This is a genomic window from Roseibium sp. (assembly GCF_050301095.1).
Lineage (GTDB): Bacteria > Pseudomonadota > Alphaproteobacteria > Rhizobiales > Stappiaceae > Roseibium.
The window spans coordinates 52,235-66,176 of sequence record NZ_JBNKYW010000016.1; the positions used below are offsets into that span (position 1 = coordinate 52,235).

The 13,942-nt window shown below is 60.7% G+C and carries 11 protein-coding genes and 1 tRNA gene; 6 read left to right on the plus strand and 6 right to left on the minus strand.

Features of this window, described 5'->3' with window-relative positions; all coding sequences use genetic code 11:
• Window positions 1-23 precede the first annotated feature (23 nt).
• On the minus strand, window positions 24-1,448 hold the full coding sequence (locus ACQY7U_RS01035) for a TrkH family potassium uptake protein (RefSeq protein WP_428641105.1): 1,425 nt from the start codon (window positions 1,446-1,448) through the stop codon (window positions 24-26).
• Window positions 1,449-1,704: 256 nt separating this feature from the next.
• A complete protein-coding gene (locus tag ACQY7U_RS01040) occupies window positions 1,705-2,184 on the minus strand; it encodes a MarR family winged helix-turn-helix transcriptional regulator (RefSeq protein WP_428641088.1) in 480 nt (159 codons plus the stop codon).
• 81 nt (window positions 2,185-2,265) lie between these two features.
• On the opposite strand from ACQY7U_RS01040, the gene ACQY7U_RS01045 reads away from it, so the two are divergent.
• From ACQY7U_RS01045 to ACQY7U_RS01055, 3 genes are read left to right on the plus strand one after another with little or no spacing between them, the layout of a single operon-like run.
• Window positions 2,266-4,041, plus strand: coding sequence for an N-acetylglutaminylglutamine amidotransferase (locus ACQY7U_RS01045; RefSeq protein ID WP_428641090.1), 1,776 nt, complete (start codon window positions 2,266-2,268; stop codon window positions 4,039-4,041).
• 3 nt (window positions 4,042-4,044) lie between these two features.
• Window positions 4,045-5,826: an N-acetylglutaminylglutamine synthetase gene (gene ngg, locus ACQY7U_RS01050; RefSeq protein ID WP_428641092.1), complete on the plus strand. Its 1,782-nt coding sequence runs from the start codon at window positions 4,045-4,047 to the stop codon at window positions 5,824-5,826.
• Window positions 5,823-6,995 (plus strand): osmoprotectant NAGGN system M42 family peptidase, encoded by a 1,173-nt coding sequence (locus tag ACQY7U_RS01055; RefSeq protein ID WP_428641093.1) that lies wholly within the window; start codon window positions 5,823-5,825, stop codon window positions 6,993-6,995. Before ngg ends, ACQY7U_RS01055 begins: the two co-directional genes overlap by 4 nt.
• A 6-nt stretch (window positions 6,996-7,001) precedes the next feature.
• Here the strand turns inward: ACQY7U_RS01055 and ACQY7U_RS01060 are convergent, their stop codons facing one another.
• Window positions 7,002-8,177, minus strand: a complete 1,176-nt coding sequence (locus ACQY7U_RS01060; protein ID WP_428641095.1) for an alpha-D-ribose 1-methylphosphonate 5-triphosphate diphosphatase — start codon at window positions 8,175-8,177, stop codon at window positions 7,002-7,004.
• Window positions 8,178-8,494: 317 nt separating this feature from the next.
• A tRNA-Leu gene (locus tag ACQY7U_RS01065) sits at window positions 8,495-8,580 on the minus strand.
• 232 nt (window positions 8,581-8,812) lie between these two features.
• Between ACQY7U_RS01065 and map the strand changes: the two genes are divergently transcribed.
• From map to ACQY7U_RS01080, 3 genes are all read left to right on the plus strand, one after another.
• Window positions 8,813-9,643: a type I methionyl aminopeptidase gene (gene map, locus ACQY7U_RS01070; RefSeq protein ID WP_428641096.1), complete on the plus strand. Its 831-nt coding sequence runs from the start codon at window positions 8,813-8,815 to the stop codon at window positions 9,641-9,643.
• 42 nt (window positions 9,644-9,685) lie between these two features.
• Window positions 9,686-10,363, plus strand: coding sequence for a RadC family protein (gene radC, locus ACQY7U_RS01075; protein WP_428641097.1), 678 nt, complete (start codon window positions 9,686-9,688; stop codon window positions 10,361-10,363).
• A 206-nt stretch (window positions 10,364-10,569) separates the two neighbouring features.
• Window positions 10,570-12,750 carry a bifunctional diguanylate cyclase/phosphodiesterase gene (locus ACQY7U_RS01080; RefSeq protein ID WP_428641099.1) on the plus strand — a complete coding sequence of 727 codons (2,181 nt, stop codon included), beginning with the start codon at window positions 10,570-10,572 and terminating at the stop codon, window positions 12,748-12,750.
• Window positions 12,751-12,773: 23 nt separating this feature from the next.
• Here the strand turns inward: ACQY7U_RS01080 and ACQY7U_RS01085 are convergent, their stop codons facing one another.
• On the minus strand, window positions 12,774-13,760 hold the full coding sequence (locus tag ACQY7U_RS01085) for an ArgK/MeaB family GTPase (RefSeq protein WP_428641101.1): 987 nt from the start codon (window positions 13,758-13,760) through the stop codon (window positions 12,774-12,776).
• Window positions 13,761-13,790: 30 nt separating this feature from the next.
• Window positions 13,791-13,942, minus strand: a 152-nt coding sequence (locus ACQY7U_RS01090) for a putative PEP-binding protein (RefSeq protein ID WP_428641106.1), incomplete at its 5' end; no start/stop codon positions are given.

Consider the following 13,942-nt stretch of genomic DNA (forward strand, 5'->3'; position numbering starts at 1 on the left):
AAAATCGGGAGTGCCGTTGAACGTTATTTGGACCAGAAGTCCGGATCAAGCAGGACCAGAACGGTAAAAAGCTCAAGGCGCCCGACCAGCATGGCAAAGGAAAGCAGCCATTTGGCTCCGTCCGGCAGAGGCGCGAAATGGCCGGCGGGACCGATCATGTGCCCGAGCCCGGGACCGACGTTGCCGACCGAGGTGGCCGCCGCGGAGATTGCGGTGATGAGATCGAGATCGAAGAACGACAGGGCCACGGTAATGACGCCGACGGATCCCATGTAAACGACCAGGAAGGCCAGGACCGAAAAGGAGAGTTCGGGCGTCAGGCGCGTGCCCGAGTATTCTTCCGACATGATCCGGTTCGGCCGCACCATCCTGCGCAGGTGTGCCCGCACGGTGCCGAAGAACACCAGGAAACGGAAAATCTTGATCCCGCCGGTCGTCGATCCCGTGCAGCCGCCGACGAACATCAGCATCAAGGTGATGCCGACCAGTGGGGCCCCCCACTGGGAAAAGTCGCCTAGGGCATAACCTGTCCCGGTGACGATGGAGACAACGTTGAACGTCGCGTTCAGCAGCGCCTCGTCGAAGGGGAAGTTCATGTTGACGCCCAGATAGACGGTCAGGGTCAGGGACACCAGCGCCAGGAACCCGATAAGCGCCCTCACCTGGGGATCGCGCCACAGATGCAGCGGTTGGCCGCGAAGCGCCTGAATGATCAGCACGAACGGCAGCGCGCCAATCACCATGAAGACCACCGCGACCCAGGCAGTGGACGGGTTCTTGAAATAGGCAAAGGAGGCATCGTGTGTCGAATAGCCTCCGGTGGCAATCGTCGTCAGGGCATGGTTGAAGGCATCGAACAACTCCATGCCGGTGAAAAGATAGGCGGCGATGCAAAGTACGGTCAGGAACATATAGGCCAGACCCAGTAGGCGAATCAGCTCGACCGAACGGCTGACGATCTTTTCCGAGCGGTCCGAATTCTCGCTCTGGAAAAGCTGCATTCCGCCGATCCTGAGGAAAGGCAGCAGAACGATGGCCATGACGATGATGCCGATCCCGCCCATCCACTGCATGATGGACCGCCAAACGAGCAATCCCGGAGGCAGGCTGTCGAGACCGGTGAGGACGGTTGACCCGGTTGTGGTGAAACCGGAGACGGCCTCAAAGACCGCATCCGCGTAGCCCACCCCCAGCCAAAGGAACGGCAATGCGCCAAACGCCGGCAGGGACGACCAGGCCAGCGTGGTCAGGATGAATGTCTGACGGGTATCCAGCCCCTCCCGCAGCGACCCGCCGACGGCAATCGACAGCAGCATGCCGATGGTGCCTGTCAGCAATGCGGAAAAGACAAAGGCCTGCCAGTCGGCGTTCTTCTGCGCCACATCGACGATTGCCGGAATAAGCATGGCGGTGGCAAGACCGACATACAAAAAGCCGAGTACGTTCAAAACTGGTCTAAGAGAAATCAAGAAATACTCTTCCCGAAAACCACAGGCCGTTTACCGATGGCCGAATACCGCAGGAGCGCGCACGTTCTCCCCGCAAGAAGACATGAGCCCCCCGTCCTAGCCTCTTTCTTGCCATTTTCCAATGGGGAGGGCTGTTCCCTCCCCGGAAGAAGCAAACGTCTCCGGGGATCAGCCGCGAAATTTTGCGCATGTTCGGCCGGAAACCGCGCGTTTCCAGAGCCTCCTGCCTCGACTCTCAATCCGAGGCCTTGCCCGTCATCAGGATCGGTGCCGCGTCGAGCTTGTGGGCATTCATCATTTCCGCGATCTGCTCGATCGCGATAACCAGCTGGTCACGGTCGCCCGCATCCAGCCCGGCAAACTTCCTCTCGAACTCCTCGTGCAGCAATCCGGGCAGGTTCGACGAAATTTCGCGGCCTCTCCCGGTCAGTTTCGCGTGTACGATTCTCCGGTCGGAAACCGAGCGATACCGCTCGATCAGCCCCTTTTCCTCAAGTTTGTCGAGGATGGTGACAACCGTTGCCGAACTCAGATCAGCATTGTCGGAGAGGGCTTTTGTCGTCACTTCCCCAAGATCCCTGACACCTTGCAAAACAACGATTTGCGGAATTGTGAGGCCCGTTAGCCGGGACACTTCCTTCGAGCGCAAGTCAATGGCCCGGACGATTTTCCGGATTGCCTTGACCACCTGCAGTGACTGCGCCGACTGCATCATTACACCTCTATTGATTTGAACTCTAACAATTAGAGTTCTATATAGTCTCAGTCTTTTCAGGAAACGGAGAAACTTGTCAATATGTGCGGCATTTGCGGCGAAGTGGTTTTCAATGGCGGTCAGGCGGATGTTGTCCGGGTCAGCCGGATGGCGGATGCAATGGCGGCGCGTGGTCCGGACGGCATGGGCGTAACACAGCGCGGCCGGGTTGCCTTTGGCCACAGACGCCTGAAAATCATCGACCTCAGCGACCGCGGCACACAGCCGATGACCGACATGGCACTCGGGCTGACCCTGGTCTTCAACGGCTGCATCTACAACTACCAGGACCTGCGGTCCGAACTCGGTGAGAAGGGCTATTCCTTCTTTTCCACCAGTGACACGGAAATCATCCTGAAGGCCTGGAAGGAATGGGGAAAGGACTGTTTCTCCCGCTTCCACGGCATGTTTGCCGTTGCTGTCCTGGAGCATGAGAGCGGACGCGTCCATCTGGCGCGCGACCGGTTCGGTATCAAGCCGCTCTATCTCAGCGAGGCGGACGGACGTTTGGGATTCGCCTCCACCCTGCCCGCCCTTCTTGCCGGCGGCGGCATCGACACGTCGATCGACCGCGTTGCGCTTCACCACTACATGAGCTGGCACGCCGTCGTCCCCGCTCCCCGGACTATTCTGAACGGCGTGCGCAAGTTGCCCGCGGCGACGGTTCGAACCATCGAAACCGACGGTTCTTCCGCCGATTACACCTATTGGGAACCGGTTTTCGAGAAATCGGCCGAAGATCTTTCCCGATCAGCGGACGACTGGAGGGACATGGTTCTGGAAAGTCTGCGCACCGCTGTGCGCCGCCGCATGGTCGCGGACGTCCCGGTCGGCGTGCTTCTGTCGGGCGGGGTCGATTCCAGTCTTATTGTCGGCCTGCTTGCCGAGGAAGGCCAGAAGGACCTTGCCACCTTCTCCATCGGTTTTGAGGAAGCCCATGGCGAGAAAGGCGACGAGTTCCAGTATTCCGACCTGATCGCGGAGCACTACGGCACCAATCACCACAAGATCTTCATCCCGTCCTCCGAACTGCAGGACAACCTTCCGGGAGCGATCCGGGCGATGTCCGAACCGATGGTTTCCTATGACAACATCGGTTTCTACCTGCTGTCGCGCGAGGTTTCCAAGCATATCAAGGTGGTGCAGTCCGGCCAGGGCGCCGACGAGGTATTTGCGGGTTATCACTGGTATCCGAAGCTGACCGGATCAAACAACCCGCTTCAGGACTATGCCAGCGCCTTCTTCGACCGGACGGAGGCACAGATGGCGGAGGCGGTCTCTCCCGCTTATCACTGTGGCCGGGACGAAAGCCTTGCCTTCGCGGAAAAACACTTTGCCCGGCCCGGAGCCGCGGATCCGGTCGACAAGGCCTTGCGACTCGACACCAACGTCATGCTCGTGGACGATCCGGTCAAGCGTGTCGACAATCATTCCATGGCATGGGGGCTCGAGGCGCGCGTGCCCTTTCTCGACCACGAGCTGGTGGAGCTTGCCGGAAGAATTCCAGCGGAATTCAAGCTTGCCCAGGAGGGCAAGGGTGTCCTCAAGGAAGCGGCCCGCAAGGTGGTCCCGTCGGCGGTCATCGACAGGCCCAAGGGGTATTTCCCGGTCCCGGCGCTCAAATACATCCAGGGCGACTATCTGGACATGGTGCGCGATACGCTTTCCAGCCAGGCAGCCAGAGAGCGAGGTCTATTCAACCAGACTTATCTGGACAAGCTCTACGCGGACCCGACCAGATACATAACGCCCCTGCGCGGGTCGGAGCTCTGGCAAGTCGCCCTTCTGGAAATGTGGCTGCAGACACAGGAGGTCTGACCCATGGCAGACCATGAACCTTCACGGCCGAAGGGCGCGTTCGATCATCGCCTGAAGCGCATGCGTGAACACGGCATGAAACCGGAATACCGGCGCGAGGAAACCGAAGCCCAGAAAAACCGCTTTCTCAATTGCGGCTGGGGACGGCTTGTCTTTGCCAACACCTATCAGGAAACGGAAAAGCTGGTCGACACATTGCGGAACGAGCGTCCCGACCGGCGCGACATTGCCTTTTATGTGCGCGATCCGCATGTCCTGGTCGGATCGGCACCGCAGGAGCTGTTTCTGGATCCGTCCCACACCTTCCGGCTGGATCTGGCCACCTACCGCCCTGCGCGCAACCGACGGAAGGGCTTCACCGTACGCCGCCTGTCGTCCCGCTCGGACGCAGAGGCCATCAACGAGCTTTATATCAGCCGGAACATGGTGCCGGTGCCGCCGGAGTTCTTCTGGTCGGATCTCGACCCCAGAACCATGACCGTTCTGGTGGCCGAAGAGGACGAGACCGGCCAGATCGTCGGCACCGCCATGGGCGTGGACCACAACCGTGCAACGGACGGCGCCGACACGGGCTGCTCGCTCTGGTGCCTTGTGGTGTCCCCTCAGGCCCGGTTCCCAGGCATTGGCGAAGCGCTCGTCCGGCGCATGGCGGAAGTCTTCAAGGGCAAGGGCACCCCGCACCTTGACCTATCCGTCCTTCATGACAACGACCTTGCAATCGCGCTTTACGAAAAACTCGGTTTCGAGCGGGTGCCGTTTTTCACCGTCAAGCGCAAGAACACGATCAACGAGGCCCTGTTTGCAGGACCGGCCCTGGAAGACAAGCTCAACCCCTACGCCACGATCATCGTCAACGAGGCCCGGCGGCGCGGCATCCGGACACAAATCATTGATGCCGAAGGCGGCTTCTTCAGGCTTTCCTACGGGGGCCGCTCGGTCGCCTGCCGGGAATCCCTGAGCGAGTTCACCAGCGCCGTCGCCATGTCCATCTGTGACGACAAGGCGACCACAAGGCGCATCGTCGAACGTGCCGGCGTCGCCGTTCCGGACCAGATCCTCGCAGGGGCTGCCGAGGACATCGCCGCCTTTCTCGAAAAGCACGGGTCCGTCGTCGTCAAGCCCGCCCGCGGGGAACAGGGCAAGGGGATCGCCATAGGACTATCGACGCTTGACGAGGTTCTGGAGGCAATCGATTTCGCCAGGACCTTCTCCAACGACGTTCTGATCGAGGAATGCGTAGCTGGCCAGGACCTTCGTCTGGTGGTGATCGACTACAAGGTTGTGGCAGCAGCCCTGCGCAAACCGGCCGAAGTCACCGGAAACGGCCGTTCCACCATCAGGGAACTGATCGACACGCAATCCAGAAGGCGTGCCGCGGCAACAGGCGGCGAATCCCGGATCGTCATAGACGACGAGGTTCAGCGCTGCCTGCAGGCCGCGGGACATGGTCTTGACGATATTCTGGAGGAAGGAAGGACACTTGCTGTCCGGCGGACGGCCAATCTGCACACCGGCGGAACCATTCACGATGTCACGGGAGAAACCCATTCAACGCTGATCGAAGCGGCGATCAGGGCCGCCCGCGCGATTGAAATCCCCGTCACGGGCATTGACTTGATGGTCGAGAACCCCCGAAAACCGGAGTATCGCTTCATCGAAGCCAACGAGCGGCCGGGCCTGGCGAATCACGAACCGCAACCGACCGCCGAGCGCTTCGTTGATTTCCTGTTTCCCCTGTCGGTGCCCCAGCCCGTCAGGACGACCTTGGACCGTGCCGGGACATGACCCTTTTGACTATCGACATTGCCTATCTGACCGAGAAGTTGCAGGAGCTGCTGAAGATCCCGAGCCCGACCGGCTACACGGACGAGATCGTGCGGCATGTTTCCAAGGAACTGGAGGCGTTGGGGGTCTTTTACGAGATCACGAGGCGCGGCGGCGTGCGGGCCAGGATCACCGGAAAAAGCCGCAAGCCGGCCCGGGCTTTCGTCTCGCATCTGGACACACTCGGCGCCCAGGTCAAATCGCTGAAGGACAACGGCCGTCTGGAACTCGTACCGATCGGCCACTGGTCCGCCCGGTTCGCCGAAGGTGCCCGCACCACCATCTTCTCCGAGAACGGCGCCTACACGGGAACGATCCTGCCTCTGAGGGCTTCCGGCCACACTTACAACGATGACGTCGACAAGCTGCCGGTCGGCTGGGACTACATCGAGCTGCGGGTCGATGCCTATTCCAAATCGGCAGACGACCTTCAACGGCTGGGCATCGATGTCGGCGACTTCGTCGCCATCGACCCGCTTCCCGAATTCCTGGACAACGGCTTTATCGTTTCGCGTCATCTGGACAACAAGGCCGGTGTTGCCGTGATGCTGGCCGCCATGAAGGCTCTGGTGGATAGCGGAAGCACACCGACCGTCGATGTCTTCTGGCTGTTCACCATTGCCGAGGAGACCGGCCACGGAGCACAGTCCATTCTGACGCCCGAGATCGCCTCCCTGGTCGCCATCGACAACGGCACGACCGCACCCGGTCAGAACTCCGACGAATTCGGGGTGACCATCGCCATGTCCGACCAGACCGGTCCGTTCGATTATCACCTGACCCGCAAGATGGTTCGCCTGTGCCGCGACAACGACATCAAGTTTCAAAAGGACATCTTCCGCTATTACCGTTCGGACGCGGCAACGGCAATCGAGGCGGGAGCGGATGTACGCACCGCCCTGATCACCTTTGGGGTCGACGCCAGCCACGGCTATGAACGCATTCACATGCACGCCCTGCGTTCGCTCGCGGAGCTGTCTACCGGCTATGCGCTCAGCCCGGTCGAAATTCAGCGCGACGCACGCGAGTTCGGCAGCCTGAAAGGCTTCACCAGCCAGCCGACCGAGGACGCCGACCAGACACTCAATCCGGAAACGGAGGAACCCCTGCCGGAACCGGCCGGGGAGTAATCCCGGTCAGAGCACCCTTTGTCCGGCCCGCCAGGCCTGTTTGACAAAGGGATGGCTGTTGTGAAGACCGACATGCAGAAGGTCCGCCCGCTTGCCTTCGGCGATCTCTCCCCGGTCGGCAAGGCCCGCAACCTCCGCCGGGGTTCTGGAGACCATCCGTACGGCCTCGGCAAGCCCGCCCCGTAATGTCTCGTTTCCGGCGATCGCGAAAGCCCCATCGAGCAGCGAGCGGGGCACGTAGTCGGAGGCCAGAATGTCGACCAGGTCCTCCGCCATCAGCTCGCTGACCGCGACATTGCCGGACTGGGATCCGCCACGCAGGACGTTCGGCGCACCGCCGACCACATGCATCCCGTACGCCTTCGCCTTGCGCGCGGCCTCCACCGTACAGGGAAATTCGGAAACCGGAATGCCCTCTGCAAACGCTTCATCGACATGGTGAAGCTCGGTATCGTCGTGACTGAGCAGCGGCAGCCCATGCGCATGTGCAAGGGCAATCACGGCCGGGCGAACCTTCAGGCTGATCTCGTCGGAAAGGTTCAACAGTTTTTCTGTTTCCCTTTCGACGATCGGCCTTGAGAGGCCGCTGTCCGCGATACGGCGTTCAATATACGCCTCGAGGTCCCGGCTCTGGCGCCGGCCCGGCAGGTGTTCCATCACCGACACCATGCGCACGATGTCCTTGCCGATGTTGTCTTCCGTCAGCTGCGGCGTTTCCGCGTCCGTGATTTCGCAGCGCAGATGCACCAGATGCTCCGCCCGCAGCATGCCTGCCGCCTGGGCGGTTTCCAGCGCGTCGATCATGGGTGCCAGAATTTCCCGGCGCACCGAATTCTTGATCGTGGACCCGACACAGATGCTGTCGAACACGGTTGTAACGCCGCTGCCAATGATCTGCGCATCATGCGCCATGGCCGCCCGCAACGGATCCCAGCGCACATGCGCGCGCGGATAGACATGCTTTTCGAAATGGTCGGTGTGAATATCGACCAGCCCGGGCAGCAGATAATCGCCTTCCAGATCCAGCCCCGCCTGCGGCGCAACGCCGGTATCAACCGAAACGATCCGTCCCTCAGCCACGGCCACATGACCGGAAACGACCTCGTCGCAGAGCACGATCCGGGCGTTTTTCAGAAGCATCACCTCGCTGCCCGCAGGCAGGCGCTTGTCGGCAAAAGTCATGAAACATCCTTCCGGCAAAATCGGAATGATCGGAAATCTAGGCAGACGCGCCTTCTATCCCTTTATTGGGACTCAAATTGTGACAGTCACGAAACAAGACTGCGAGAGCACGGGAAAATCAAGTACGGCACTGAAAGTTGAACCGGCACCCGTTGAGCTGTTTGCCCCGTTCAAGTAGCCGAAATGCGAAGTGTAAAAGCGCGCTCAAGTCATGCAAAGCGCGGTAGCGCGAACAAAACGCGCTCAAGTAGCCCAAAGGGCGGTAGCGCAGACAAAAACCCGCTCAAGTAGCCCGAAGGGCGGTAGCGCATCGAATATGGTGCGGGCGACGGGACTCGAACCCGTACAGCCTAGGGCCGAGGGATTTTAAGTCCCTTGTGTCTACCAATTCCACCACGCCCGCAGTTGCTTTCCACGTAGCGGGCTTGGAAAAAATTGGCAAGACAGCACCCTCACATTTCCCGACCCCGCGAAGAAGTTTCCACTTCCGCGTCATTTTGACGGATGCGGAACTGGAAATTGGCGCTTGCTGACGGTATGTGATCAGATAACGCCAAGACAAACAGGGTGCCTGCCCCGAAGGACAGCGCGGTGCGCGGCCGGGACCACACCCAAGTGCAAGACACGGATACCCCATGGTCAGCTACATCGACGCCGCAGACGCTCCTCTGAAGAACACAGGACAGGTCCGCCTTTACGGCCCGGAGGACTTTGAAGGCATGATGCGCGCCGGGCAGCTCACCGCTGCCTGCCTCGACGAGCTTGCCGGTATGGTCAAACCCGGCACGACCACCCAGGAAATCGACGATTTCGTCTATCAGTACGGGCTGGATCACAACGCCATTCCCGCCACCCTGAATTACCGCGGCTACACCAAGTCCAGCTGCACCTCGATCAACCATGTCGTCTGCCACGGCATTCCGAACGACAAGGCTCTCAGGGAAGGCGATATCGTCAACATCGACGTGACCTTCATTCTGGACGGCTGGCACGGCGATTCCAGCCGCATGTACCCGGTCGGGCAGATCAAGCGGGCAGCGGAACGCCTGATCGACGTGACCTACGAATCCCTGATGCGCGGCATCGAGGCCGCCAAGCCCGGCAACACCACCGGCGACATCGGCGCGGCCATCCAGACCTATGTCGAAGCGCAGCGCTGCTCCGTGGTGCGCGATTTCTGCGGCCACGGGCTTGGCCTCCTGTTCCACGACACGCCGAACATCCTGCATTACGGGCGCCCCGGCGAAGGCGTGGAACTGAAGCCCGGCATGATTTTCACCATCGAGCCGATGGTCAATCTCGGTCGTCCCCATGTGAAGGTCCTCAGCGACGGCTGGACCGCCGTCACGCGCGACCGCTCGCTGTCCGCCCAGTTCGAACATTCCATCGGCATCACGCCGGACGGATGCCAGATCTTCACGACTTCGCCCAACGACATTCACAAACCCGGTTTTCCGAACGACTAGGACATTGACAGGATTCAGCCAGCCTTCACCGGGGCAGCGTCCTTGACCGACCCGGACCACAAGGGCCACCGCCAGAGACTGCGGGAAAGATTTCGTAATACCGGCGAGCAGGGGCTCGCCGACTACGAACTTCTGGAATTTCTGTTATTTTCCGCCCTGCCCCGTCAGGACACCAAACCGATTGCCAAGGCCCTCCTGCAACGTTTCGGATCCTTTTCAGCAGCTCTCGCAGCGCCCCGCGAGCGCCTGAAGGAAATCAAGGGGCTTTCGGACATCAGCATCGACAGCCTCCAGGCCGTTCATGCGGCTATTGCCCGCTACCACCGGGCGGAACTGAACGAGCGCCGCCTGCTCGATTCCTGGTCGAAGGTCATCGATTACCTGCAGGCCTCCATGGAACACAGCAGCATCGAGCAGTTCAGGGTCCTGTTTCTGGACAAGAAGAACGGCCTGCTTGCAGACGAAGTTCAGCAGACCGGCACCGTCGACCACACGCCCGTCTATCCGCGCGAGGTCATCCGGCGGGCTTTGGAACTCTCCGCAACCGCCCTCATCCTGGTGCATAATCACCCCTCGGGCGACCCGACCCCGTCCCGCGCCGACATTCAGATGACGCAGAAGATCATCGACATCGCCAAGCCGCTCGGCATCGAGGTCCACGACCATGTCATCGTCGGCCTGAGAACGAATGTCAGCTTCCGCGGATTGCAGCTGATTTGATCGCCGATCTACGGTTGCCGGCACGATTTACCCTTATTTTACTATGCTTTTGGGGCTTTCCTTAACCCGGTTCGTGAATAATCGGCCCAAATCAAGCGGGCCAATGCATGTACAAATCGTCCAGTAACTCAGGCGGAAAGATAGCCAACGCAATCATCGTTCCGATGATTGTGGTTGTCCTTGTATCCGCACTCGGAATTTACGGGGTGCTGTACTGGTCTGCCCGTATTTCGGACGAAAGCGCCAAGCACTCCCAGCACATGCTGATCAAGGGCGCCGTTCAGCTCAGCCAGGACTATCTTTCCAAACAGCAGACCGGCGTCGTGATCTGGGAAGATGCATACCATATCGTCAATGCTGCCGAGCCGGACGAAAGCTGGATCTACGCCAACATGACGCATTGGCTGTTCCAGAACCACGGGTTTACCAAATCCGTTCTGATCGGCCGCGATTTCCAGGTCCAGAACATCTATGCCTACAATCATTCCAACCGCTGGATGACGCAGGACCTGCTGGACGATCTCAGTCCCGCGGTAGCAAAGGTGCGTGCCCGCTATATCACCTCGTTCCAGCGCACGCCGTCGGGCCTTTTCCGGTATACCCCGAAGAACCATGAGGCGCAGAGGTCCATCGCGGAAACCGGCGTCGTGTCCGTCAATGGTGATCCCTACCTCTTCAGCGCGGCTGCAATCGTGCCGAGGGTCCTGTCCATCACGCAGGAACGCGTGCCGCCCGTCACGCTCGTCAGTCTGGCGCCCCTGCGCGGCGGAAAACTGAAGGACATTTCCGAAATGTCCCATCTGGACGGATTTGTCCTGGCTGACACCCAGTCCGACCGAAGCGGGGTCGGCCAGTACCAGCTTCGCTCTCCGCGCGGCAAGAATGTCGGTATCATCGCCTGGCAGACCTACCTGCCCGGCAGCCAGATGCTTGATCGCATCCATCCGTTCCTTGCCTTTGCCGCTTTCATGATTGCGGCGGTCGTGATCGCCGTTACGGTCTTCACCCGTCAAATGACGAAACGGCTCGCCAAAAGCGAGTCCCAGGCCGTTCACACCGCGCGCCACGATGCGCTGTCCGGTCTGCCGAACAGGACACGTTTTCACGCCCTCTTGAACGACACGCTCGAGCAGAGCTTCGAAGACGGAACCAATACGGCCGTTGTCTATATCGACCTGGATCATTTCAAGGATATCAATGACACGCTCGGCCATTCGGCCGGCGACAAGGTCATTGTCGCGGTCGGCCAGCGCCTGCGGCGGGTGATCCCGGAAAGCGGTATCGTCGCGCGGATCAGCGGCGACGAATTCGCCATGGTCATCAAGGACTGCAAGAGCGACGAGTGGCTGGAATACATTCTCGACCAGGTCCAGGACGAAATCGGCCGGCCGATCATGATCGGACAGCGAGAGCTCTTTGCGAGCCTCTCCATGGGCACCGCAATCGCCCCCAGAGACGGCAACGACCCGGACGAGCTGCTCCGCAAGGCGGACATCGCCCTTTACGACGCCAAGGCGAACGGCCGGAGCCGCCGTTCGTTCTTCGAGCCGAACATGGAACAGCAGGTCCAGTCCAAGGACAAACTGTCCCGGGAGCTTCGCCGCGCACTGAACAACGACGAGCTGGACCTGGCCTACCAGCCGCAGTCGGACACGGATGCGAGGCAGATCGTTTCGGTCGAGGCCCTGGCCCGATGGACCAAGGCGGACGGCACCATCGTGTCACCCAGTGTGTTCATCCCGGTTGCCGAGGAATCCGGCCTGATCAACGATCTTGGCCTGTGGATCCTGAACAAGGCCTGCGCCAAGGCCCACGACTGGCCGGGCATGGTCGTTTCGGTCAATGTTTCGCCCAACCAGTTCAAGCATCCGCGTTTCGTGGAGAAGGTTCTGGCGATCCTGTCCGCGAACAACCTGCCGCCCCAGCGGCTGGAAATCGAGGTCACCGAAAGCGTCTTCGCCGGACGTAACGATTCCGTGCTTAAGGCCCTGCGCCGGCTGAAGAACCTTGGCGTGAAGGTGGCGCTCGACGATTTCGGCTCCGGCTATTCCAGCCTCAGCTACCTGCGCCGCTTTCCCTTCGACACGCTGAAGATCGACCGGGATTTCGTCTCCGACATGAACGGCAATCCGGAAGCCGAAGCCATCCTCGTGTCCATCATTCAGCTCGGCAAGGCCCTGGGCATGACCGTCGTTGCCGAAGGCATCGAGACCGTGGAGCAGTTCCGTTTTCTTCAGGCACACGAATGCCACCGCCTGCAGGGCTACTTCATCTCCAGGCCGCTGAACGAAAACGACCTGACCACATTCCTGGATACCTTCCAATATGTAGGCTCTGCCGGCTTCGACGCTAAGACCGGATACCCCCCGCGCCTCGCCAAGGGCTGAAACCGAAGATCCGTCACCGAGGATCAGAACCCGAGCCGTTGCCTCATGGCTTTTGAGAAGGACGCAAAGCTTGCAAAAGGAGCGTCCTCAGCCCGCCGCTGCCAGGTTTCGCCAGGCAAGCCGGCCGATGCCCCCTCTTCTGCCGGTGTCTGCCGGGCGACATCCCGCCCCATTGCGCCAAAGCAGGTCCGCACCATGTCTTCGAACCACGCCGCGTGCTGTTGCCGCCGCTTGGCCGTCAAGGCATCGCCTTCGAGCAGATGAGCCAGGTGGGCATCCACATGCGCCACCAGATCCTGAACGCCGGCTCCCGTCTCGGACGACACCTCACAGACCGGCACGCTCCAGGTGGAGCCGGCATCCCGGCTCAACGACAGCGCGCCCCTGACATCGGAAGCTGCCCGGCGCGCCAGCACTCCCATGTCGGCTTTCGTCACGGCGACCACGTCCGGCAGCTCCATGATCCCGGCCTTCATGAATTGCAGGCTGTCGCCGGAACCCGGCTGAATGCACAGGACCACCGTATCGACGGCCTGCTTCAGATCACCCTCCGACTGGCCGATGCCGACCGTTTCGACAATGACATGATCGAAAACCGCCCGCAGAACCGCAATGGCCGCGACCGCATGATCGGAAAGCCCGCCCAGCCGATCGCGCGCGGCCATGGACCGAACGAAGATGTCGTTGTCCGCAGGATCGGTCTTGAGCCGGGTCCGGTCCCCGAGCAATGCACCGCCCGTCAGGGCAGAAGACGGGTCCACCGCCAGAACGGCAACGGTTTTTCCCTGCCCCCTGAAAGCCTTGATCAGGGCATCGGTCAGGCTGGACTTTCCCACGCCCGGCGGACCGGTGAGGCCGAGAACATGCGCCTTCGGGGAAGAACTGATCCTGTCGAGAAAAGCAGCGGTTTCCGCATCGGCGGCATTCGCTTCAATTCTTGAAAGGACGCGCGCAAGCAGCCGCTTGCCGCCTGCACGCACCTCTTCAACCGAAGGAAAGCTTCCGCTCAATCGCCTGTCCGCCCAGTTCCCGGATCCCGTTCAGCCCGCCTTGTTCTTCAGTGCGGCCTGCGCTGCCGCCAATCGGGCAATCGGCACCCGGAACGGCGAACAGGAGACATAGTCCAGACCGACACCTTCGCAGAAGGAAATGGACGCGGGGTCGCCGCCATGCTCGCCGCAGATGCCGAGCT